21 protein-coding genes are annotated in these 22,739 nt (G+C 38.2%); 19 read left to right on the top strand and 2 right to left on the bottom strand.

The window, feature by feature from the left end; translation table 11 throughout:
* Window position 1: 1 nt before the first annotated feature.
* The 10 genes from CVT17_RS05150 to lpxD all read left to right on the top strand — a co-directional run bounded on the left by CVT17_RS05150 (window position 2) and on the right by lpxD (window position 10,204).
* A complete protein-coding gene (locus CVT17_RS05150; protein WP_107770310.1) occupies window positions 2-2,254 on the top strand; it encodes a vesicular transport factor Uso1p in 2,253 nt (750 codons plus the stop codon).
* Complete coding sequence (locus tag CVT17_RS05145; RefSeq protein ID WP_107858734.1) at window positions 2,251-2,958, top strand: tRNA1(Val) (adenine(37)-N6)-methyltransferase; 708 nt, start codon at window positions 2,251-2,253, stop codon at window positions 2,956-2,958. The genes CVT17_RS05150 and CVT17_RS05145 overlap by 4 nt, the downstream gene beginning before the upstream one ends.
* Entirely contained in the window at window positions 2,955-3,320 is a 366-nt protein-coding gene (locus tag CVT17_RS05140) for a YkgJ family cysteine cluster protein (protein WP_021091298.1), read from the top strand. The genes CVT17_RS05145 and CVT17_RS05140 overlap by 4 nt, the downstream gene beginning before the upstream one ends.
* Window positions 3,299-4,564, top strand: a complete 1,266-nt coding sequence (locus CVT17_RS05135; protein ID WP_107858735.1) for a tetratricopeptide repeat protein — start codon at window positions 3,299-3,301, stop codon at window positions 4,562-4,564. The genes CVT17_RS05140 and CVT17_RS05135 overlap by 22 nt, the downstream gene beginning before the upstream one ends.
* Window positions 4,561-5,346, top strand: a complete 786-nt coding sequence (gene trpC / locus CVT17_RS05130) for an indole-3-glycerol phosphate synthase TrpC (protein ID WP_107770313.1) — start codon at window positions 4,561-4,563, stop codon at window positions 5,344-5,346. The genes CVT17_RS05135 and trpC overlap by 4 nt, the downstream gene beginning before the upstream one ends.
* On the top strand, window positions 5,346-5,828 hold the full coding sequence (locus CVT17_RS05125) for an HIT family protein (protein ID WP_021091390.1): 483 nt from the start codon (window positions 5,346-5,348) through the stop codon (window positions 5,826-5,828). The genes trpC and CVT17_RS05125 overlap by 1 nt, the downstream gene beginning before the upstream one ends.
* Window positions 5,815-6,822, top strand: a complete 1,008-nt coding sequence (mnmH, locus tag CVT17_RS05120) for a tRNA 2-selenouridine(34) synthase MnmH (RefSeq protein WP_107770314.1) — start codon at window positions 5,815-5,817, stop codon at window positions 6,820-6,822. The genes CVT17_RS05125 and mnmH overlap by 14 nt, the downstream gene beginning before the upstream one ends.
* Before the next feature lie 270 nt (window positions 6,823-7,092).
* Window positions 7,093-8,787: an acetolactate synthase large subunit gene (locus tag CVT17_RS05115; protein ID WP_230853328.1), complete on the top strand. Its 1,695-nt coding sequence runs from the start codon at window positions 7,093-7,095 to the stop codon at window positions 8,785-8,787.
* Between the two features lie 2 nt (window positions 8,788-8,789).
* Window positions 8,790-9,251, top strand: a complete 462-nt coding sequence (ilvN, locus tag CVT17_RS05110) for an acetolactate synthase small subunit (RefSeq protein ID WP_223154493.1) — start codon at window positions 8,790-8,792, stop codon at window positions 9,249-9,251.
* Window positions 9,251-10,204 (top strand): UDP-3-O-(3-hydroxymyristoyl)glucosamine N-acyltransferase, encoded by a 954-nt coding sequence (gene lpxD, locus CVT17_RS05105; protein ID WP_107770316.1) that lies wholly within the window; start codon window positions 9,251-9,253, stop codon window positions 10,202-10,204. The genes ilvN and lpxD overlap by 1 nt, the downstream gene beginning before the upstream one ends.
* Before the next feature lie 146 nt (window positions 10,205-10,350).
* Here the strand turns inward: lpxD and CVT17_RS05100 are convergent, their stop codons facing one another.
* Together CVT17_RS05100 and pta are read right to left on the bottom strand one after the other, a co-directional pair.
* On the bottom strand, window positions 10,351-11,547 hold the full coding sequence (locus CVT17_RS05100; RefSeq protein ID WP_107858736.1) for an acetate kinase: 1,197 nt from the start codon (window positions 11,545-11,547) through the stop codon (window positions 10,351-10,353).
* Between the two features lies 1 nt (window position 11,548).
* Window positions 11,549-12,916, bottom strand: coding sequence for a phosphate acetyltransferase (gene pta, locus CVT17_RS05095; RefSeq protein WP_107858737.1), 1,368 nt, complete (start codon window positions 12,914-12,916; stop codon window positions 11,549-11,551).
* Window positions 12,917-12,984: 68 nt separating this feature from the next.
* Between pta and flgH the strand changes: the two genes are divergently transcribed.
* From flgH to CVT17_RS05050, 9 genes are all read left to right on the top strand, one after another.
* On the top strand, window positions 12,985-13,692 hold the full coding sequence (gene flgH / locus CVT17_RS05090; protein ID WP_072594280.1) for a flagellar basal body L-ring protein FlgH: 708 nt from the start codon (window positions 12,985-12,987) through the stop codon (window positions 13,690-13,692).
* A 344-nt stretch (window positions 13,693-14,036) separates the two neighbouring features.
* Window positions 14,037-15,182, top strand: coding sequence for a hydrogenase small subunit (locus CVT17_RS05085; RefSeq protein WP_107858738.1), 1,146 nt, complete (start codon window positions 14,037-14,039; stop codon window positions 15,180-15,182).
* Window positions 15,183-15,191: 9 nt separating this feature from the next.
* Entirely contained in the window at window positions 15,192-16,910 is a 1,719-nt protein-coding gene (locus CVT17_RS05080) for a nickel-dependent hydrogenase large subunit (protein WP_107858739.1), read from the top strand.
* A 9-nt stretch (window positions 16,911-16,919) separates the two neighbouring features.
* A complete protein-coding gene (gene cybH, locus CVT17_RS05075; RefSeq protein ID WP_021091370.1) occupies window positions 16,920-17,600 on the top strand; it encodes a Ni/Fe-hydrogenase, b-type cytochrome subunit in 681 nt (226 codons plus the stop codon).
* Window positions 17,600-18,142, top strand: coding sequence for a HyaD/HybD family hydrogenase maturation endopeptidase (locus CVT17_RS05070; RefSeq protein WP_012001820.1), 543 nt, complete (start codon window positions 17,600-17,602; stop codon window positions 18,140-18,142). The genes cybH and CVT17_RS05070 overlap by 1 nt, the downstream gene beginning before the upstream one ends.
* Window positions 18,139-19,611: a hypothetical protein gene (locus tag CVT17_RS05065; RefSeq protein WP_107770323.1), complete on the top strand. Its 1,473-nt coding sequence runs from the start codon at window positions 18,139-18,141 to the stop codon at window positions 19,609-19,611. The genes CVT17_RS05070 and CVT17_RS05065 overlap by 4 nt, the downstream gene beginning before the upstream one ends.
* Window positions 19,595-21,820, top strand: a complete 2,226-nt coding sequence (gene hypF, locus CVT17_RS05060; RefSeq protein WP_107770324.1) for a carbamoyltransferase HypF — start codon at window positions 19,595-19,597, stop codon at window positions 21,818-21,820. The genes CVT17_RS05065 and hypF overlap by 17 nt, the downstream gene beginning before the upstream one ends.
* 45 nt (window positions 21,821-21,865) lie before the next feature.
* Window positions 21,866-22,279 (top strand): nickel-responsive transcriptional regulator NikR, encoded by a 414-nt coding sequence (nikR, locus tag CVT17_RS05055; RefSeq protein WP_021091291.1) that lies wholly within the window; start codon window positions 21,866-21,868, stop codon window positions 22,277-22,279.
* 16 nt (window positions 22,280-22,295) lie between these two features.
* Window positions 22,296-22,664 carry a Na+/H+ antiporter NhaA gene (locus tag CVT17_RS05050; RefSeq protein ID WP_087577088.1) on the top strand — a complete coding sequence of 123 codons (369 nt, stop codon included), beginning with the start codon at window positions 22,296-22,298 and terminating at the stop codon, window positions 22,662-22,664.
* Window positions 22,665-22,739 lie beyond the last annotated feature (75 nt).

Genomic DNA, 22,739 nt, shown 5'->3' with positions numbered 1-22,739 from the left:
CTTGATAAATAAAATTTTACTAGCTATTTTTTGTTTGATAGTTGGCTTTTGCCTATCGTTTTTTAAATCTCCAAAAGAAGATGAGACGCTAAAAGATACTAATCAAACGATTTATTCTATAAATTTTGATAATTTGCCAGAAGAAGAGAGACAAAAATACATCAGCAAAGACGATCTTTACGAATATGGCGGATATATAACTCCAAAAAGCTATATCCAAAATTTTACTGAAATGAACGATCAAAATTTATCAAATGATGTAAACGAACTTCAGGAGCAAGTTCGTGAGCTAAGTAAAAAAAATAAAATTTTAGCTACTGATAATGTCGATATCAGCGAGAAAAATTTAGACTTTATAAGCAAAATTTCAGAGATGAAAAAAAATATCAAAAATGAAAAAAATGAGATAGTTGAGAAAAACCAAAAGACGCTTGGCGAGCTTGAAGCACAACACTTTGAAAATATACAAACTCTCACAAAACGGCTAAATGAAGCTCAAGCTGATATGATAGAGAGCTCAAAAGCCTATGAAAAAAAGATAATAGACCTTGAAAATGCGATAAATGAGGCAAAAAATGGCGATGAAAGTAAGGTAAAAGATATCGAAGCAAATTTTGCTAAATTTAAAGAGGCAGCTGAGGCAAATTACACAGCTTTAAAAGAGCAAAATATAGAGCTAAATACGACACTGGCTCAAAAAGATGCGCTAATAAAAGAGTATGAAAATACTCAAAATGAAAAAGATAAAAACGAAAAAAAAGAAATTTTGCTTTTAAAAGAGGAGATCGAGCGAGCAAAAAATGACGCTAAGACACAAAAATTTAGCTATGAAAAAGAGATAAATGCACTAACTGATGGCTTTGAAACGCAAAAAAGCGTTATGGAGGATGAGCTTTCAAAAAAGGCAAATAAGATAATTGATCTTGAGGAGGCTCTTGAGTCAAGCAAGACTGCCTTAAAAGACAGAATTTATGAGCTTGATGAGATAAAGAAAAATTTAAACTCAAAAGATTTGGCAGTTGAAAACTATAATGGTAAAAATTTAGAGCTAAATGCCTCTCTTGCGGCACTTCATAAAAGTTTTAATGATTTAAAAGAAAAAAATCTTAAAAGCGAGCAGGAAAATAAACTCGCAAATGAAAATATAAATTCGCTTAAAAAAGAGCTTGAGCGAGTAAATTTGATAAATAAAAAGCTAGAGAAGCAAAATTTAGATGCAAATGCAAGTCTAAGTGAGCTAAATAAAAAGCTAAATTTAAGTGAAGAGAGCTTTAAAAATGCACGAGATGAGTTAAAGACGCTTGATACAAAGACGAATAAATTTTTAAAAACTTTGTTTGAGCAAAACCAAACTATCTCTTTGCAGACCCAAAAGCTTGGTTTAAATGACAGCGAATTAAAAAATTTAAGTGCAAAGATAAATTTAAAAGATGAAAAGATAAAAGAGCTGGAAAATAATCTTACACAAACTAGTCAAATGTTAGCTTCAAAGCAAAATGAGCTAGAAGCTCAAAAAAGAACGCTAAAGATCGATATGCAAAACTATGAAATTTTGCGCCAGCAAATAAATATTTTGCAAAAAAAGATAGCTGATACGTCGGCCCTTTTTGCTGATAGTAATAAAAGCGGTGGTAAAAATTTACTAAGCTTACAAAATGAGCTTGAAAGTGCAAAACATAAGTTAAATGAGAGCAATAAGACGATTGAGAGGTTAAATTCTAAAATAAACGAACTTAGCTCATCTAGCGCAAAAGGAAGTCCAGTAAATGCCAAAATCATCGAACTTCAAAAAGATATCGAGCAAAATTTAAATAGACAAGATGAGCTTGAAAATGAAAATGTGAATTTAAAAAATATCTTGCAGGCGACAACTAAGCCAGAGACGCCAACAAAGCTAGTTTTGATCTCTAGCCTTGAGTGTGATGACATGGACGCAAAAGATAAGATTAGCGTGATGTGTAAGAATAAGGTGAGCGAATTTTTGCAAAGATTTAACTCAAACTACCTTTATGAGATAATTCCGATCGTAGATAAGAAAAATTTTGTCATCCCATCAAATGTAGCGCAAAGCATCAAAAAAGATGATCTTGGCAGGCTAAATAACTATGTAAATTATGGCGTTGGTAAAGAGCGCGCAAAGGCAGCAGCCGAGCTTATAAAAGAAGAATTTGGCGATTTTGCAAGGATCAGCTTTAGCTCCGAAGTGATCGTAAAAGATGTCACGCGTGGCTTTATCATCAAGGTTTATAGATGATCTTGGCTCAGCTAAAAAGTGGCTATCGCTACAACAGCGATACGCTGGTACTTTATGATTTTATAAGCTCAAGTTTGAAAAATTTTTCAGGCAGGATTTTAGACGTTGGTTCAGGGTGCGGGATACTTGGGCTTCTGCTTAAACGCGACTTTAAAAATTCCAGCCTAAGCTTGCTTGATATCTTACAAATAAATGGTGGAATTTCTAAATTTAATGCCAGTAAGAACGGCTTGGAGGCAGAAATTATAAATGCTAATTTTGCAGATTTTAAAGATAGTGAGAAATTTGACCTCATCGTCTCAAATCCGCCATTTTATCACGAGGGTGCAAAGCAGAGCGAAGATAAGCATATAAAAGCTAGTAGATACACAAGCTCTTTAAGTTTAAAAGACTTTATAAGAGGTATAAGCATAAATTTAAAGCCTCACAAAAGGGCGTTTTTTTGCTACGCACCTGATGATCTTAGTCTGATCGCAATGTGTCTAAAAGAGTTTAAACTAAATTTAGTAAGCCTAAAATTTATTCATACAAAGGCTGATAAGCCAGCAAATTTAGCCTTATTTGAGGTAAGAAATAATTCAAACTCAAAGCTAAAAATTTTGCCGCCTTTAGTGATGAGCGAAAATGGCTCGCATACAAAAGAGGCGATTGAAATTTTTAAAAAAGCTGATACAAACAGCGTTGATTATCAGGAGCTAACGTGAGAGTGCAAGGCTTTAGCTATGAGTTTGATGCCAGCTTTTGCGAGAGCTGCGGCGGTAAGTGTTGCACGGGAGAGAGTGGCTACATCTGGATAAATGAAGAAGAAATTTCAAAATTTTGCACTGCATTTCATATGAGTAAAGATGAGTTTGAAAAGCAGTTTTTAATAAGAGTTGGGCTAAGGTGTAGCATAAAAGAGAAGCCTTATGAAGATGGCTTTGCTTGTGTATTTTTTGATGAAAAAAATAAAAACTGCTCAGTTTATGAGCTAAGGCCACAGCAGTGTAGGACTTTTCCGTTTTGGAATTATTTTAAAAAAAATTTAAAGGAGCTAAAAGCAGAATGCATTGGCGTAAAATTTTAGTATTTTTTATGAGCGTATTTTTTAACTCGCAGCTACTTTTGGCTGACGATAATAAAAGTATAAATTTACGTCTAATGCAGGCTTTATTGTTTCAAGATAGTGGAGATGTGAATGCTAGCATTCAAGCTTACTCAAACATTTTTAAAGATACGAATCAAAAAGCTTATTTAAAAGAGGCGATCAAACTCGCCTTTGCTACAAAAAATGAAAATTTAGACGCTTTGATAAGTGAAGGCGAAAAAAGCTTAAAAGACGATAGCGATTTTATCCGTATAAAGGTGGCAAATTTAGTAAATCTTTCAAAGCTAAATGAGGCTAAAAGTTTAATGCAAGAGCTTGCCACAAAAGAGCCAAATGCCCAAAATTTACTCATGCTTGGCACTATTTGTATGATGCAAAATGAAACAACGACTGCGCTAAAATACTTTGAAGAGGCATACTCGCTAAAGCAAGAAGAAGAAAATTTGCTCCGTATCGTTGATATTTTGATAAATCGCATGGATAAGATAAAAGACGCTACAAAATATCTTGAAAAATTTAGAGATGAACAAGGCTGCACGCTAAAGACTTGCGAGCTTTTGGCTGAAATTTACTCCCAGCAAAGAAATTTCCCAAAAGTGATCGAGCTCTTTGAAGAGCTTTATGAGCTAAATCACGATACTTCGTATATTGATAAGATCGTGCAGTTTTTTATCTATGATAAAAATTACAAAGCAGCAATTGAAATTTTAAAAAAATATAGCTACAACGATGTGGCACTTATGGATCTTTATGCAGCAACTAGTAATTTTGGTGATGCATATATACTTGCTGTTAAAATTTATAACGATAGCAGGGATTTAAATTTTTTAGCAAAAGCCGCGATTTACGAATACGAGATGAATAAAGACAACTTGAACGAACAAAAAATGTCTGAAATTTTAGATAAATTTGAAGCTAGCGTGCCAAAGCTAGAAAATGATATGTTTTTTAACTATTATGGCTACTTACTGATAGATCATGATATTGACCCTAGAAAGGGTATAGAGCTTGTGCAAAAGGCGCTTGCTATCTCGCCTGAGTCGCCTTATTATGAGGATTCGCTAGCGTGGGGATATTTTAAGCTTGGTGAGTGCAAAAAGGCAAAAAGCATTATGCAGCACGCGATGAAAGATGTTGATTTTAGAGCTTCAAAAGAGGCAAAAGAGCATTTGCACCTAATAGAGCGCTGTATAATAAATCTAAACAAAAGGCTTAAAAAATGATACTTGATGAGATAATTAAAAAAACCAAAGATGATCTTGAAAAAAGAAAAGCAGACTTCCCTGAGGAGTGGCTTGGTCGCTCGCTCGCGTATAATCCATACGTGCCAAGAGATGTTTTAAATGCACTTAGAGCAAGTCAAAATGAGCCTATAAAAATCATAGCTGAGATCAAAAAAGCAAGCCCAAGTAGGGGCGTGATAAGAGAGGATTTTGAGCCGATAAAAATAGCTCAAGAATACGAGCAGTACTCAAATGCCTTTAGTATCTTGACTGAGCCACATTGGTTCAAAGGCAACATCGAGTATATCACTCAAGTTAGGCGCTACGCATCAAGGCCGATCCTTAGAAAAGATTTTATCGTTGATAAGTATCAAATTCTTGAAGCTCTTGTTTATGGGGCGGATTTTATCTTGCTCATCGCAAAAGCGTTAACTCAAAATGAGCTAAAAGAGCTTTTAGACTACGCTCATCACTTAGGGCTTGAAGTTTTGGTTGAAACTCACGACGCGAGTGATGTGAAAAAGGCTATCTTTGCAGGAGCAAATATAATAGGTATAAATCACAGAAATTTAGATGATTTTACGATGGATATGAGCCTTTGTGAGAAGCTCATACCACTTTTGCCAAATGGCAAGATAATAGTTGCTGAAAGTGGCCTTTACGAGCATGAACAGCTTAGAGAGCTAAGTAAAATAGGCGTAGATGCTTTCTTGATAGGAGAGCATTTTATGAGGCAAGATGATATAAAAAATGCCGTCAAAAAGATAAAGGAGGGCGAGTAATGCAGCACCTTTGTGCCCCTTGGAGAAGCGAATACTTTAGCGCTAAAAAAGATAGCTGTGTTTTTTGTGATGTTATAAACTCAGATGATGATGATAAAAATGGTGTGCTTTTTCGAGCTAAACATTGTTTTGGGATTATGAATTTATATCCGTATTCTCCAGGGCATTTTATGATAATACCAAATCAGCATACCGACAAGATCGAAGAGCTTGATGAGCAGACTTGGTTTGAGATGAGTAAATTTGTAAGGCTTGGAGTTGAAATTTTAAAAAAAGAGCTTTATGCTAATGGCGTAAATATAGGTATGAATTTAGGCAAGGCAGCGGGAGCTGGGATAGCTGAGCATGTGCATTATCACCTTGTGCCAAGGTGGAGCGGAGATACAAATTTTATAACCACCATCTCTGATGTTAGAGTAAATGGCACACCATTTCATCCACTTTTTGAGAAACTAAAAAAGGCATTTAGTGCCGTTATTTGAGCTTGATGTAGAGCAGTGGCTAGAGAAAAGAAGCTCTTTTGAAATTTTAATAGACGCAAGATCGCCACATGAATTTTTATATTCTCACATAAAAGATGCCATAAATTTATACGCTTTAAATGACATAGAACATAAAGAGGTAGGCACGCTCTATAAAAGCGATAGATTCCTAGCAAAGAGTCTTGGCGCAAAATATATCTGCAAAAATTTACAAAATATCATTGATGAGGTTTATAAAAGAGCCAAGGTTGGTTCAGCTATTGGTATCTACTGCGCTAAAGGTGGGCTTAGATCAAATTCTGTTGGCTATGTGCTTAGCATGATAGGATATAGAGTTTTTAGGCTTAGTAGTGGCTATAAAGCTTATAGAAATCATGTTTTAGAATTTCTAAATCGACCTTTGAGCACAAAATTTATCACTCTTTTTGGCAATACTGGCTGCTATAAAAGTAAGCTAATAAGGACTCTAAGCCCGTCAATAGACCTTGAAGCTATGGCAAATCATTTAGGCTCTGTCTTTGGGGCGATAAATGGCGCGCAGCCAAGTCAAAAAAGCTTTGAAGATGCGTTATTTGAAAAGCTCATAACGCTAGAAGATAAAATTTGCTTTATTGAGGGTGAGAGCAGAAGGATAGGCTCATTAAGCTTGCCAAAGAGCCTTTATGAGGCAATGCGTAGTGGCATAAATGTCGAAGTAAGTGCAAGTTTAGAAAAAAGAATTTCTTGTATAGTAGATGACTATAAAAGTGTGGATAAAGCTTTTTTTGACGAGTGTATGAAGAAAATTTCACCATTTATCGATAAAAAAGCTAGAGATGAAGCTGTGGCTAAATTTAATGAAAATGACATTGCTAAAGTAGCTGAAATTTTACTCACAAAATACTACGATAAAGTCTATAAGAAAAATGAAAATATTAATGTTTTCATAAATTCTGATAACTTTGACGAAGCCGTTAAAAAGCTAAATGATATAAAAAATGAAGCAAAATTTTAGGCTTATTTTAATTAAAAAATTAAGCCTAAAATTTATACAAATGAGTTTTAGCTCTTAAAATTTTATAGTCTTTGCTCACTTAAATTTATCAATTTTACTAAAAATAATATGTTTAATTTTATGTAAAATATTTTGTATTATTCTTCTAAGCTAGTTAAAAATTTTTCAAGAAAATCAAAGCAATACCTAAATTTCGCTAGAAAGTTAAAATGGATTTAAAATGCTTTGGGATATAATCTGCGATAAATTTATCAAAAGGCTAAAGTGATGATAAAACAGATTTCTGGTTCACAGATGATAAGCGAGGCCTTGCACGAAGAGGGCGTTGAGATAGTTTTTGGCTATCCTGGCGGTGCAGCTTTAAATATCTACGACGAAACATACAAGCAGACTTATTTTAAACACGTTTTGGTTCGCCACGAGCAAGCAGCCGTTCATGCGGCCGATGGATACGCTAGGGTTAGTGGTAAAGTTGGCGTTGCTTTTGTGACAAGTGGCCCTGGCTTTACAAATGCAGTCACTGGCCTTGCAACAGCTTATAGTGATAGTATTCCAATCGTGCTTATAAGCGGCCAGGTGCCAACATTTATGATCGGTACAGATGCTTTTCAAGAGATCGATGCGGTCGGCATTTCACGCCCCTGTGTTAAGCATAACTTTTTAGTTAATAGCGTTGAAGAGCTACCTCGTATCATAAAAGAAGCCTTTTATATCGCAAGATCAGGCCGTCCAGGACCGGTTCATATCGATATCCCAAAAAATATCACATCAAGACTTGGTGACTTTGTCTATCCAAAGGAAATTTCTATCCCAAGCTACAAGCCAACCTATAAGGGCAACTCAAAACAGATAAAAAAAGCAGCAGTTGCGATAAATGAAGCTAAAAGGCCGCTTCTATACATCGGTGGTGGCGCGGTCGCATCTGGAGCTAGTGATATTATCCGTAAATTTATGCAAAAAACTGGCATCCCAGCGGTTGAGACGCTGATGGCTCTTGGAGTGCTTGATGCAAAAGATGAGCTAAATTTAGGCATGGCGGGCATGCATGGCAGCTACGCTTCAAATATGGCACTTAGCGAGTGCGACCTTCTCATCTCGCTTGGAGCTAGATTTTGTGACAGGATCACTGGCAGGACGGATGAGTTTGCCAAACATGCAAAGATAATTCACATCGATATCGATCCAAGCTCAATCTCAAAGATCATAAATGCTCACTATCCAATCGTTGGCGATCTTACAAACGTGCTAACTGAGCTTCATGAAGAAGTCAATGCAAAGCCTGAAAACTACGCACCTTGGAGAGAAATTTTAGATAGATATTCTAAGTTAAATCCACTTGGCTACACAGATAGCGACAAGGTCTTAAAGCCACAATGGGTCATCGAAGAGACCGCAAAGATAGCAGGAGCTGATGCGATAATCTCAACAGACGTCGGACAGCACCAAATGTGGGTGGCGCAGTTTTATCCGTTTAACCGAGCAAGACAGCTTGTCACAAGTGGTGGACTTGGCACAATGGGATTTGGCCTCCCTGCAGCGATCGGCGCAAAATGTGCAAAACCAGAAAATCTTGTTATAAATTTTACAGGTGATGGCTCAATACTTATGAATATCCAAGAGTTAATGACTGCTCATGAGATAAATATGCCAGTTATAAACATCATTTTAAACAACAACTTCTTAGGTATGGTTCGTCAGTGGCAGACATTTTTTTATGAAAAACGCTACTCATCGACTGATCTTAGCTTGCAGCCTGATTTTGTAAAGATAGCTGAAGGATTTGGCGGAATTGGCTTTGTTTGCAAGAGCAAGGATGAGTTTAGAAAGGCTTTAAAAGAGGCGATCGATAGCAAAAAATCAGCGATGATCGACGTTAGGATCGACCGCTTTGAGGATGTGCTTCCTATGGTTCCAGCTGGAGCTGCGATTTATAATATGATATTAAAGAGCAAGGAAGAAAAATGAGTATCAGAAGAACGATTTCGGTTATAGTTTTAAATGAACACGGCGTTTTGGCTAGAATTTCTGGGCTTTTTGCGGGCAGGGGCTACAACATCGATACGCTCACCGTTGCTCCGATACCTGAGAGCAACTTCTCAAGGCTAAGTATCGTAACAAGTGGCGACGAGAGAGTTTTAGAGCAGATCGTAAAACAGCTTCATAAGCTCATCCCAACGTATAAAGTCATAGAAAGTGGCGAATTTGTCGAAAAAGAGATGGCTCTTGTGAAAATCCCACTTGGTGAAAATTTTGCCGGTCTTGAGGCGATACTAAAGTCGTATAACGGTATCGTTACAAATACAAACGAAAACTACATCGTTGTCATGGTGGCTGACGATGCGAGTAGGATAGAGAACTTTTTAAAATCGATAAAGAAATTTAACCCAGTTGATGTCGTGCGCGGCGGATCTGTGATAATGGATATATGATGAAACTAAGTGAAATAGCCTCAAAAGTAAATGCTACTTTTAGCGGAGAAGATCTTGAAATTTTTGCTCTAAATTCTTTAAAAAATGCAAATAAGGCCGAGCTAACATACTGTGATGGCGAGAAGAATGCCAAATTTATAAGCACTTCAAATGCTGGAGCCATATTGGTGACAAAATCGCTTTTAGGCTTGGTGCCAGCTGGCATGGTCGCACTTGTGTGTGATAACCCGCACCTTGCATTTGCCTTGCTTAGTAAAGATTATGCTAAGCCACTTTTTTGTGAGCCAAAGCCATCAAATATCGCCAAGAGTGCAAAGATAATGCCAAATGTCTATGTAGGCTCAAATGTGAGCGTGGGCGAAAATACGGTAGTCATGGCTGGGGCATTTTTGGGCGATAACGTAACTATCGGTAAAAACTGCATCATCCATCCAAATGTCGTCATCTACAACGACTGCGTCATCGGTAACGAGTGCCACCTACTGGCAAACTGTGTGATCGGAAGCGATGGCTTTGGCTATGCACATACAAAAACTGGCGAGCATGTAAAAATTTACCACAATGGCAACGTAGTTTTGGGTGATTTTGTCGAGATCGGTGCTTGCACGACGATAGATCGTGGCGTCTTTGAAAGCACGATGATCGCAAACTACACAAAGATAGATAATCTCGTTCAAATAGGCCATAACTGCGAGCTTGGAAATGGCTGCCTCATCGTCTCACAAACTGGCCTTGCTGGCTCAACAGTGCTAGGCAGAAACGTCGTTATGGGCGGACAAAGCGGCTCGGCTGGTCATGTAAAAGTGGGTGACTTCGCACAGATAGCAGCACGTGGTGGTGTTAGCAAAGATCTGCCTGGTGGCAAAAAATACGCCGGAGCTTATCCAATAATGGAGCTTTCAGATCAGTTTAAACTCCAAGCAAAAATTTTGAGATTTTTTAAGAAAAATTGATTGCAAGCTTTTGCGAGCTTAAAATCGCAAAAGCTTTTTATCTCGTAGCCTAAAAATGCTAATTCTATTTTAAAACGAGCTAGACTTAAAATTTATATGTTGAGTTTGGCAAAACACAAATTAATCATTTTATTTTAAATATCTATTTATTTGGCTTTGCTCTCTTTTATTACTCTAGCCGTTTCTATCGCGATTTCTAGCTCTTCGTTTGTTGGGATGATGAGTGTTTTTATCTTAGCATCATCCCCGTCTATGCATCTCTCGCCTCGCATGTCTTGGAAATTTAGATCGTGATTTATGTGAATGCCAAGATGTTTTAATTCATCACAAATTTTTTGCCTTGTATTTGGTGCGTTTTCGCCGATACCGCCAGTAAATATAAGTGCATCAACGCGTCCTAAAATGGCGTAATATGAGCCAATATATTTTTTTACTCGGTAGCAAAACATCTCAAATGCAAGCTTTGCTCGCTCGTCATTTTGCATTTTAGCCACAACCTCTCTCATGTCACTTGAGCCACAAATTCCAAAAAGTCCGCTTTTTTTGTTTAAAAAGTTATCGATCTCGTTCCACTTTAAAACGCCGATATTTAGCAAGTAAATGACCACAGCTGGATCCATATCACCGCTTCTTGTACCCATTATGAGTCCTTCAAGTGGGCTAAGCCCCATCGAGGTATCGATACTTTTGCCGTTTTGTACCGCACAGGCTGAGGCGCCGTTACCTAGATGAAGTGAGATAGCGTTAAATTTATCAAATTCTATGCCAAGCATTTTGGCTGCTTGCTTGCAAACATATCTATGTGATGTGCCATGAAAGCCGTATTTTCTGATGTGATGAGTCTTGCAAACGTCATAGGGTAGGGCGTAGCGGTAGGCGTACTCTGGCATGCTTTGATGAAATATCGTGTCAAAAACGACCACGTGAGGCACATTTTTGCTCTCTTTCATCGCGTTTTTAATGCCAGCAAGGTGCCCTGGATTGTGAAGTGGGGCAAGCGGACTTATCTCCTCGATCTTTTTGATGACACTATCATCAACGATCATTGAGCTAAAAAAGCTCTCGCCGCCGTGAACTATCCTGTGTCCGATACCATCAAGTTCGCTTAGATCGTGCAAGGTGTGTGAAGTGACAAAGAGCTCGTTCATCGCCTCAAGTCCGTCATGGTGGTCTTTTATGAAGCGTTTTATCTCGTAGGTTTCGCCATTTGCTTTTAGTACCGCTCTTGAGCTGGAGCTACCGATTTGCTCGACTAGACCGCTTGCTAGACTGGTTTTGGTATCCATTGCAAAAAGTTGAAATTTTATTGAGCTACTACCCGAGTTTAAAACCAAAATTCTCATATTATTCTCCTGCTTGTATGGCGCTGATTAAGATAGTATTTACCACGTCTTCAACGAGGCAACCGCGGCTTAGGTCATTAACTGGCTTTTTTAGCCCTTGAAGTATCGGACCCACGGCTAGAGCGTTTGCGCTTCGCTGAACCGCTTTATAGCAGATGTTTCCGCAGTTTAAATTTGGAAAGATAAAGACATTTGCATGCCCAGCAACCTCTGAGTTTGGCATCTTTTTACTAGCCACGCTTAGATCAACTGCTGCGTCAAACTGAATTGGCGCTGCGATCTTTAAATTTGCATCAAGCTCGCTCGCCTTTTTGGCAGCTTCTTTTATAAATTCCACATCGGGCCCACTTCCACTATCAGCCGTAGAGTAGCTTAGCACGGCGATCTTTGGGCTAAGTCCAAAAGCACTTGCCGTTTGAGCGCTGCTTAGCGTGATGCTAGCTAGCTCATCTGCGCTTGGATTTGGCGTGACGGCGCAGTCGGCAAAGAGTAAAATTTCCTCTTCAAGTGCCATGAAAAATGCCCCACTTACCACACTTACATTTGGCTTTGTTTTTATGATCTGCAAAGCTGGGCGGATCGTATCAGCCGTGCTCATCGTAGCGCCACTTACCAAGGCATCGGCTAAGCCTTCGTGAATTAGCATCGTAGCAAAGTAAATTTTATCTTTTGCAAGCGCGTTTGCCTTGGCTTCATCAACGCCTTTATGTTTTCTTAGCTCATAAATTTTCTTTGCAAATTCATCTGTCAGCTCATTTTGTTCTGGATTGATCACTTTGGCTTTGCTTAGATTTAGCCCACAAGCGGCCGCTTTTTTTAAAATTTCATTTTCAAGTCCTAGCAATATGATATTTGCCGCGTCTTTTTCTAGTACGATATGAGCCGCTTTTAAAATTCTCTCATCGTCACTTTCAGGCAAAACGACGGTCTTGTTTGCCGCTTTAGCTCTTTTTAGAAGCAAGCTTTGAAATTTAAATGGTGTGATGATGTCAGCTTTGTAGCTCAAAATTTCATCAAATTTATCGGTGATTAGAAGCTTTGAGTTTGGATTTAGCGCTTTTAGCTCGCTTGCGTTTTCGTCAAAAATTGGAGCGTTTAAATTTCTTGCTAGCTTTAAATTTAGCTCGCTTTTGCCAAAGACACTAAAGCTCTCACAGCCAAGAACTATGACAAAGTCGCTTTTGGCTTTTAACTCTTCAAATTTATCTATAAATTTTAGAAAAAACTCTTTTTCATTTGAATTTATTAAGTTATTTTTATCGTTTTCATCTGGGATTATCTTAAAAATCTCAACTTTTTTGAATTTTGTAGCTATAATTTCTTGCAGTTGTGCTAAATTTTTGTCTGTAAAAACGTAACAACTTTTCATTTGCGACCTTTTTAGGAACTTAAATTGCTTAATTTTAGCACAAAGATACTTATTTTAAGGCATTTTTTATGAATCATAAAACGATTTGGCTCGTCTTGTCTGCGGGCATTATTTGCACTGGCTGCACACCAAGTGCTGATCCTCATATCAATATGAAACCCCCAGTTTATGTCGAGCAACTCCCTTCAAAAGATAGTGGCACTGGACAAAGCAACGCCGGCAGCCTCTTTGGCAAGGGCGAAAATCCTCTTTTTTCAGATAGAAAAGCGATGAATGTAAATGATATCGTGACTATCGTTATCTCAGAAAATGCAAGCCAAACTTCAACTGGAAGTAAAAGTACAAATAAAGATAGCACTATCTCGCTTGGTGGCGGTGTGTTTACGGCTGGAGCTGCTCCACTTTCAAATATAGCTGATAATCTAAACAAATACGGCGATATCGGCTTTAAAGCAGGCGGTGGCAATAAATTTACAGGAAGTGGCACGAGCAATAGAAGCGAGAAATTTACCGCAACCATTTCAGCCAGGATCATAAAAATACTAAATAACGGCAACTATTTCATAGAAGGTAGCCGCGAGCTACTTATAAACGGCGAAAAGCAGATCATGCAAGTAAGTGGTGTCATCAGACCTTACGACATCTCACAAAATAACGAAATCGACTCAAAATATATAGCTGACGCTAAAATTTTGTATAAAACAGAGGGCGAGCTAGACAAATCTACCAAAAAACCTTGGGGTACAAGGCTTATGGAAGCTATCTGGCCATTTTAATGCAACTTTAAAAGCCTAAATTTCATCCATTTGGGCTTTTAAAAATTTTTATCTCAAAAATTTCTCTCGTCTTAAATATGCTAAATTTTTAAAAATCATTAAGAATTATAGTTGATATTTACTTTCAGAATAATATGCTTAAAATATTGAAAATTCATCAAAACAAAATAGAATTTCTCAAAATATTATTTTTTATATTTTGAAAATATATCGCAAAAAAGGGATTTTAAATTTTTTAGTTAAAATTTATTTAATTACAAATATTAATTTTATAAAATAATTTTTTACTTCTTTAAACAAAGATATTATTAACAAAAGCAAAATTTTCAAGCAAAGGAGCTTATATGAATAATGACTTGCGTCAAAAGATAGATAGACGCTTAAGTGAGCTTAGTGCGTTGCCTAAGATGAAAAGCGACTCGAGTATTGCGCAGCTTTTAAAAGAGAAGGGCTTTACGAGGCGTGATTTTATGAAGTGGGCTGGTGCGATGACAGCTTTTATGGCTCTACCAAGTGCGATGACACCGATGGTTGCTCGTGCTGCTGAGCTTAGCGATAGGCTTCCTGTGATATGGCTTCATATGGCAGAATGCACAGGCTGTAGCGAGAGCTTACTAAGAACCGATGCTCCAAGCATAGATAGTCTTATATTTGACTACATAAGCCTTGAATACCACGAAACTATCATGGCAGCTTCTGGTTGGCAGGCTGAAGAAAATTTAGAGAGTGCAATCGAAAAATACAAAGGCAGATACATCCTGCTAGTTGAGGGCGGTATCCCAACTGGTGCGACTGAAAATTTTCTAACTGTTGGACCTCGTGGCACAACAGGTAAAACTCATGCTGTAAATGCTTCAAAAGACGCAGCTGCTATCTTTGCGATCGGCACCTGTTCTAGCTTTGGTGGCATTCAAGCTGCAAGGCCAAATCCATCAAATTCAGTGGGACTTTCAAAGGTAACTGATAAGCCAGTTATTAATGTTGCGGGCTGTCCACCAAGTGAGAAAAATATCGTTGGCAACGTGCTTCACTTCTTGCTTTTTGGCACACTTCCAGCACTTGATGTTTACAATAGACCAAAATGGGCTTATGGTTTAAGAATTCACGATCTTTGCGAAAGACGTGGTCACTTTGACGCTGGCGAGTTTGTCCAAAATTTCGGTGATGAAGGTGCAAAAAATGGCTACTGCTTATACAAAGTAGGTTGCAAAGGTCCATATACATTTAATAACTGCTCACGCGAGAGATTTAACCAGCACACATCATGGCCAGTTCAAGCAGGTCACGGCTGTATAGGCTGCTCAGAGCCAGACTTCTGGGATACGATGGGACCATTTGAAGAGCCTATGGCAGATAGACTCTTTGATACTGTTTTAGGTCTTGGAGCTGATAATATCAGCGATAAAGTTGGCATCGGAATTTTAGCTCTTACAGGCATTGGCATAGCAGCTCACGCTGTTATAGCTTCTATGAGTAAAGATAAAGAATAAGGTGAAAAAATGAGTGAAAAAAGAATAGTAATAGACCCTATAACACGTATCGAGGGACACTTAAGAATAGAAGTTGTTGTAGATGAAAATAATGTTGTAAAAGAGGCGTATTCTGGCTCAACTCTTTGGCGTGGTTTAGAGCAGATCGTAAAAGGTAGAGATCCAAGAGATGCTGGCTTTTTCATGCAAAGAATTTGTGGTGTTTGTACATACTCACACTACCGAGCAGGCATCATCGCAGTTGAAAATGCTCTTGGTATCAAGCCTCCGTTAAATGCAGAGCTAACTAGAACGCTTATGAACGCAGCTTTATATCTTCACGATCACATCGTACATTTTTATCAGCTTCATGGCATGGACTGGGCAGACGTGGTCTCTGCACTAAGCGCAGATGTGCATAAAGCTAGCGAAGAGGCGTTTAAATACACTGGTTTGCCATTTGCCACGGGAGCTGATAAGCTAAAAGAGGTAAAAGAGAGAGTTGAAGCCTTTGTTAAAAAGGGCAATCTTGGACCATTTGCCAACGCATACTGGGGACATAGTACATATAAATTTACTCCAGAGCAAAATTTAATCGTCCTCTCTCACTACTTAGAGTGCTTAAGGATTCAAAGAACAGCAGCTCAGATGATGGCAATCTTTGGCGCAAAAAACCCACATCCACAAAGCCTAACAGTTGGCGGTGTGACCTGTGTGATGGACCTTATGGATCCAGCTAGAATGGGCGAATATATGAGTAAATTTGCCGAGATCAAAGAATTTGTTGATAGAGCTTACTATCCAGATATCTTGATGGCGGCTAAAGCTTATGGTAATGAGCCAAGCGTTCTAAACGACGTTGGTGTGGCAAATTTACTCTGCTACGATGAGTTTTTGATCGGCAAAAATGACCATCTATTTAAAGGTGGCTATATTTTAAATGGCGATCTTAACAAGGTTTATGATATCGATGAAAATAAAATCACCGAAGAAGCTACTAGGTCTTGGTATAAAAACGACAAAGCACTTCACCCATATGACGGCGAGACTGAGGCAAACTACACAGGCCTTATTGACGGCGAGAGCATAGACGCCGAGGGTAAATTAGCTCACAGTAAGCTTTTTGATACAAAAGGCAAATATAGCTGGATCAAAGCGCCAAGATATGATGGCATGTCTATGCAAGTAGGACCAATAGCAAGTATCGTTATAAACTACGCTAGAGGCAATGAAAGAGTTAAAAAGGTAGTTGATGAGTTTTTAGCAAAGAGTGGCTTGCCATTAAGCGCAGTTTTCTCAACTCTAGGCAGAACCGCTACTCGTATGCTTGAGGCAAAAGTAGTCGCAGAGCATACAATGGACGCATTTAATGCCTTAGTAGAAAATTTAAAATCAGATCAAGAGACCTGCGCAAAATATGTAATCGATAACAAAAAAGAGTACAAAGGAAATTTCCAAGGCAATGCTCCAAGAGGTGCGCTTAGCCACTGGTGCCGCATAAAAGATGGTGTTATCACAAACTGGCAAGCAGTCGTGCCAAGCACATGGAACGCCTCTCCAAAAGACGCACAAAATCAAATGGGCAGCTACGAAGCGTGCTTAGTTGGTTTAAAGATCGCTGATCTTTCAAAACCACTTGAGATAATACGAAAAATTCACTCTTACGATCCTTGCATCGCGTGTGCTGTGCATGTTATGGATACGAAGGGAAATGATTTGAGTACTTATAAGATAAATCCAAATTTGTAAGGAGAAAAGATGTCACATAAAAATGCTGACAGGATCAGCGAATACGAATTCTCCATCGGCGTTAGGCTGACACACTGGATTAGATTTGCAGCGATCACACTTTTAGTTGTGAGTGGCTACTATATCTCGTACGTTTTTGTGAGTCCAGAGATCACGAGCGAGCCTACAAATTTTATGCAAGCAAAGTGGCGTATGGCTCACCAGATCGCTGGCTTTGTGCTAATAGCGGCGTTTATCTTTAAATTTTATCTATTTGTCTTTGATAAACATAGTAAAAAAGAGTGGATGAGTGTGGTTGATTTTCTAAATCCAAAAATTTGGATCGCACAGATCAAATACTATCTTTTTATGGGGCCACATCCGCATTTAAGGGGCGTTTATAATCCTTTGCAGTTTGCCTCATACTTTTTCTTTTATCTTATTTTGACTCTTATTTGCCTAAGTGGTCTTGTGCTTTACGTTCATGTTTATCATGAGGGACTTGGCGGAGCACTTTATGAGCCAGCGAGATTTTTTGAAGAGCTTATGGGCGGACTAGCAAATGTCAGAACGATACATAGAATTTGTATGTGGGTCATTATGATATTTGTGCCGATTCATGTTTATATGGCGGTATTTAACGCTGTTAAAGGCAAAAATGGAGCGATGGACGCTATCGTTAGTGGCTATAAATTTGTAAAAGAACACTGATGAGAGTGCTGGTTCTTGGTATCGGCAACGTGATGTTTGCCGATGAGGGCATAGGTGTTCATTTTGTAAATTTGATGGCTAAAAACTATAAATTTACAAGCTCTAAAAACGAGCTTACTCTAATGGACGGGGGCACTTTAGCCCTCGCTCTAACTCACATAATAAGCGAATTTGACTATCTTATCGTCGTTGATTGCATTAGCGCAAATGGCGCAAGCGTGGGCGATGTCTATTTTTTTGATTTTCTAAATGTGCCAAATTTTATCAGCTGGGACGGCTCGGCTCACGAGATCGAGATGCTTCAAACCCTTCATCTAATGGAGCTTGCAGGCGATAGGCCGACAACCAAAATCTTAGGCATCGTGCCTAGCCGCATAGAATCATCAAATTTTAGCCTCTCAGATGAAGTGATAAAAGCTTCTAATATCCTAGAAAAAACGCTGCTTGATCACTTAAAAGAGCTTGATTTTAAGTGCGAGAAGGTAGCAAATTTCACCCTAAACGACACCCTCGATGACTACGCCAAAAAAGGTTTAAAATGATACTTGCTTTTAAATTTTACTGCTTTAAATACCCAGCCTTTTTGGCACCATTTTTACGCTCATTAGCTGGGGAGCTTAAGCACTCTATAAGCTGTAAAAATGATCAAATTTGCCTAAAAGTAAGTGGCTTTGCCAATGAGCTTAGCGCCCTAGCAGACAGAGCTAGCGCCATTTTGCCTTATAGCCTTTTTATAAAGCATAGCGAGGTTGATGTGGCAGATGAGCTTGATGAAGCAAATGAGCTAAAAGAGATAAAATTTGGCACGCTTAGCCCATCTCAAGCGGCGGCATTTTTGGCTAACGGCAAGGCTATTTTAAATGAAAGCGGCGTGCTCTCTTTGAGTAAATTTGATGGCGAGATAACGCTTGGTAATTTTAATGAAAAGCTAAAAACCTGCCTAAATTTATTAAAAAACGGCAAAAGTGTTTGCATAGAGCAAGATGAAAATTTATATGAAATTTCTCTTGGCGTAAATTTTGATGCAAATTTCTTGATGCCTGTAAATTTAAAAGAGCTACCAAAAATTTTCATCGCCGATGATAGGGCACAGATTGCGCTTGCTAGCTTTGAAAAGCCACTTTTGGCACTAAAAACGACAGCCATTTACAGGCAAAACCACGAGGGCGCACCGCTATTTTTTGACGTGATGGCGCCAAATGACCTTTTTCTTTACGCCCTTTGCGAGCAGCTAAATAAAGAAAATTTTAGCTTTTTAAGCATTAAAGTAAAGGAGCAAAAAAATGCTCTTTCAAGGCTTACTTTGCTTGAAAGTAGCGCAGTTTTAAGCCCATTTTTCTATGCAAAAAACGAGGAATTTGGGCTTAGTAATTTTAGCGATATAGCTTTGGGGCTAAAATTTAGCAAATTTAGTGATGACGAAATTTGCCTGCTTTCAAAATCAAGCAAAACGCAGCTTCTATTTTTGCCAAAATTTAGTAGCTTTGAAGAAATTTATGAGCTTATAAGAGCCCAGGAAGGCGGCGAAAGGCTACTTGAAAATTTCAGTAAAGAGCATGCCCTGCCAAGTGGTAAATTTAGCTCAAATGCTAGCTTTTTCTCGCTATTTTGCATAGCTGGGCGCATACTTGGCTTAAGTGATGAGTTTAAAAAAGCAGGGGAGAATTTGCTCCTTATGGCAGCTGATTTTAGCGGTCAAAAGGGAGTTAGGATCGATTATAAGATGAAAGATGACTTTGGTTTAGACGGGGTTAAGTTTGTAAAAAGTATCATTTCGTTTGTCCTTGCTGGCGCTGGAGAGAAGAATATCAGCTTTGGTTGCACCGAGTCTTTGGCGCATTTTTTGAGCGATTTTAGCTATGAAAAACGAGATAAATTTAACATCAAAAATGTTACTTTAGGCGGGGATTTATTTTATAATAAGGTAGTTAGCAACTTGATAAAAAAGCACCTAAACCCAAATATAAAAACAAATTTTGACCCCGGATTTGGCGTTGAGATCAAGCTTTAGATATGAGATCAAAGGCTTAGTCCAAGGTGTGGGCTTTAGACCTTTTGTCTATACTTTGGCGCATAATTTTAAGCTTGTTGGTGAAATTTACAACGATGACGAGGGCGTGAAGCTAAATTTTAGTGGCGAAGAGGCCAGCTTTTTGGCTTTTGAAAAAGAGCTTTATGAGAAGCTGCCAGCCCTTGCTAGGATTGATGAACTAAAGAAATTTAAGATAGATAAAATTTATGAAAAGCTTGAGATCATCGCTTCAAAGTCAGCGACCAAGCAAGCGCCAATTTTGCCTGATTACGCGCTTTGCGATGACTGCTTACGCGAGTTTTATGACCCCACAAATCCACGCTACAAATACCCATTTATAAACTGCACCAACTGCGGACCGAGATTTTCCATCATCAAAGCATTGCCCTACGACAGGATAAATACGACGATGAACGAGTTTAAAATGTGCAAATTTTGCGAGAGCGAGTACAAAGATCCGCTTAATCGCCGCTATCACGCAGAGCCGATATCTTGCCCAAACTGCGGACCAAAACTCTATCTAAAAGATAAATTTGGCAAAGTCTTGGCTAGCAAAAATGAAGCAGCCAAAGAGGCAGCTAAGCTCATAAACGAGGGCAAAATTTTAGCCATTAAAGGGCTTGGTGGCTTTCATCTGGTTTGTGACGCGACAAATGAAGGCACAGTTAGCGAGCTAAGAGCTAGAAAACACCGCTCAAGCAAGCCCTTTGCTCTGATGAGTAAAAATTTAGAGAATGCTAGAAAAATAGCGCAAATTTCAGAGGCGGAGGCAAAGCTTCTTAGCTCAAATTTAAAGCCGATCGTCTTACTTGAAGCAAAAAACGGCTCAAATATCGCAAAAAGTGTCGCACCAAATTTAAATAAGCTTGGCGTCATGCTCGCATTTAGTGGCATACATCTTTTGCTTTTTGATTATTTAGAGCACGACATCATCGCAACTAGCGCAAACATCTCAGGTGAAGTCGTGATAAAAGATGAGAGCGAGCTAAGAGAAAAACTAGGTGATGTCATAGACTTTTACCTTGATCACGACCGAGAAATTTACTCACCGAGTGACGATAGTATCGCATTTTGCGTTGGTGATGAGCCGATTTTTACAAGAACGAGCCGTGGGCTAAATCCAAATTTCATCCATACAAATTTTAAGCAAAAAGGGACATTTTTAGCCCTTGGAGCCGAGCTAAAAAGCTCATTTTGTATATACAAAGACGGACTTTTGATGATTAGCCCGTATATCGGCGATCTAAAAAACGTAGCGACTTTTGATAGATTTAAGGATATTTTTACCCTTTTTGAAACGACTTATGATCTAAAAATAGACAAAGTTATAGCCGATCTGCATCCAAATTTTTTAAATACAAAATGGGCAAAGGATCAGGGCTTTGAGCTAGTTCATTTGCAGCATCACTACGCACATTTGCTAAGCGTGATATTTGAAAATGAACTAGTAGACAAAGAGTATCTTGGATTTTGTTTTGACGGCACTGGATACGGGGAAGATGGCAAAATTTGGGGTGGCGAGGTCTTTAGGCTAGATAAAAAGAGTTACGAGCGAGTTTATCACTTTGATGAATTTAGCCTATTTGGGGGCGAAAACAGCATCAAAAATATTTATCTAATCGCATATTCTATTATTTTAAAATACTCTCTTGAGGACGAGGGACGTAAATTTCTAGTAAATTTTGATGAAAAAATGCTTGCAAATTTTAAAAAAATGGAGCAAAAAGGATTAAACTTAGTAAAGACTAGCTCAGTTGGTAGGATATTTGACGCATTTGGGGCGATTATTTGTGGGCTTTTCCACTCGAGTTTTGAGGGCGAGAGTGGTATGAGACTTGAAGCACTTTATGATAAAAATTTAGATGTGTGTTATAAATTTAGCCTAGATGATGGAGTGATCGGCTTTAAAGAAGCTTTTAAAAGTGCTTTAAAAGATGAGCCAAGAGTGGCTGCAACGGCATTTATAAATGGCTTGGCTGATATTATTTTTGAAATTTCAAAAAAAGAAAAAATGGAAATTTTACTAAGCGGCGGAGTTTTTCAAAATAAGACTTTACTCGAACTTATTTACAAAAAATTTACTAAAGTAAATTTAAAATTTTATATCAATAAAAAATTCTGTAGCAACGATTCTAACGTAAATTTAGGGCAAATTTATTATTATTTATCCACATTTTCTAATAAGTGATGTATAATGATTATAAACGGTAATCAAACAAGAAAGGAGCAGAAAATGGATAGTGTTATACGTTTTAGTGTTTCTTTACCTAGTCAGTTACTAGACGAACTAGATAAAAAGGTTAGCGAACAAGGCTACGCTTCTAGGAGCGAATTTACGAGGGATTTGATACGCGAAAAGATCGTAAGTGATAGCTGGAAGGACGCTAGTGAGGAGTTGATCGGGGTTTTGACGCTCATTTATATGCATCATCACAACGATTTGGTGAATAAAAAGATGGATATAGAGCATAGCTCTGATGTGAAAATCATCTGCACAAACCATGTTCATGTCGATCACCATAACTGCTTAGAAACGATTTCAATAAGAGGCGAGGCTGGCAAAATTGAACGCTTTGCTGAAAGGATCGCCGGCTTAAAGGGTGTAAAATTTTCTAAACTCACAAGGGCAGCTATTCCTAGGTTTTAGTTTTTTAAGGGTCTTTATGTGTTTTAGGAATTTTTGGGATTTTTTTATAGGTGAAGCTAGCGGTGGTATCTTTCCTATCGCTGCTGCTTTAGTGGCTTTTATCTTTGAAAATGTTTTTTTAAGCAGTTTTTATAACTCATTTTTACAAATCGATACAAGGCTAAATTTTGGCAGATCGCCGATACAAAAGCCCCTTATCCTTTTGGTAAATGATAGTTTGATTGCCGTTTTTTTCTTTTTACTTGGGTTTAGGCTTAAGCGAGAAATTTTTAAAGCAAAGCTTAGGAGTCTGGCCCAAGCTACCTTGCTAAAAATTTTTATCATCGGTGGCATTTTAGCTTCTGTATTTTTTTATATTTTAAATCACAATTATATTTTTTGTTGAAAGACTAAGGCAGTGTCAATGGACATAAATACGACATTTAAGACACTTGCTGGAAATTTAGTGTTTTGTATATCT

Source organism: Campylobacter concisus (assembly GCF_003048775.2).
Taxonomy (GTDB): Bacteria; Campylobacterota; Campylobacteria; order Campylobacterales; family Campylobacteraceae; genus Campylobacter_A; species Campylobacter_A concisus_I.
Note: the sequence above shows the minus strand (reverse complement) of the source record. Positions and strands in the feature narration are given on the sequence as shown.

Coding starts and splice junctions, on each gene's coding strand:
- CVT17_RS05145 (WP_107858734.1), top strand. CDS start 2,251: ATGATCTTGGCTCAGCTAAAAAGTGGCTATCGCTACAACAGCGATACG.
- CVT17_RS05135 (WP_107858735.1), top strand. CDS start 3,299: ATGCATTGGCGTAAAATTTTAGTATTTTTTATGAGCGTATTTTTTAAC.
- trpC (WP_107770313.1), top strand. CDS start 4,561: ATGATACTTGATGAGATAATTAAAAAAACCAAAGATGATCTTGAAAAA.
- CVT17_RS05125 (WP_021091390.1), top strand. CDS start 5,346: ATGCAGCACCTTTGTGCCCCTTGGAGAAGCGAATACTTTAGCGCTAAA.
- lpxD (WP_107770316.1), top strand. CDS start 9,251: ATGAAACTAAGTGAAATAGCCTCAAAAGTAAATGCTACTTTTAGCGGA.
- CVT17_RS05100 (WP_107858736.1), bottom strand. CDS start 11,547: ATGAGAATTTTGGTTTTAAACTCGGGTAGTAGCTCAATAAAATTTCAA.
- pta (WP_107858737.1), bottom strand. CDS start 12,916: ATGAAAAGTTGTTACGTTTTTACAGACAAAAATTTAGCACAACTGCAA.
- flgH (WP_072594280.1), top strand. CDS start 12,985: ATGAATCATAAAACGATTTGGCTCGTCTTGTCTGCGGGCATTATTTGC.
- CVT17_RS05085 (WP_107858738.1), top strand. CDS start 14,037: ATGAATAATGACTTGCGTCAAAAGATAGATAGACGCTTAAGTGAGCTT.
- CVT17_RS05080 (WP_107858739.1), top strand. CDS start 15,192: ATGAGTGAAAAAAGAATAGTAATAGACCCTATAACACGTATCGAGGGA.
- cybH (WP_021091370.1), top strand. CDS start 16,920: ATGTCACATAAAAATGCTGACAGGATCAGCGAATACGAATTCTCCATC.
- CVT17_RS05070 (WP_012001820.1), top strand. CDS start 17,600: ATGAGAGTGCTGGTTCTTGGTATCGGCAACGTGATGTTTGCCGATGAG.
- CVT17_RS05065 (WP_107770323.1), top strand. CDS start 18,139: ATGATACTTGCTTTTAAATTTTACTGCTTTAAATACCCAGCCTTTTTG.
- nikR (WP_021091291.1), top strand. CDS start 21,866: ATGGATAGTGTTATACGTTTTAGTGTTTCTTTACCTAGTCAGTTACTA.
- CVT17_RS05050 (WP_087577088.1), top strand. CDS start 22,296: ATGTGTTTTAGGAATTTTTGGGATTTTTTTATAGGTGAAGCTAGCGGT.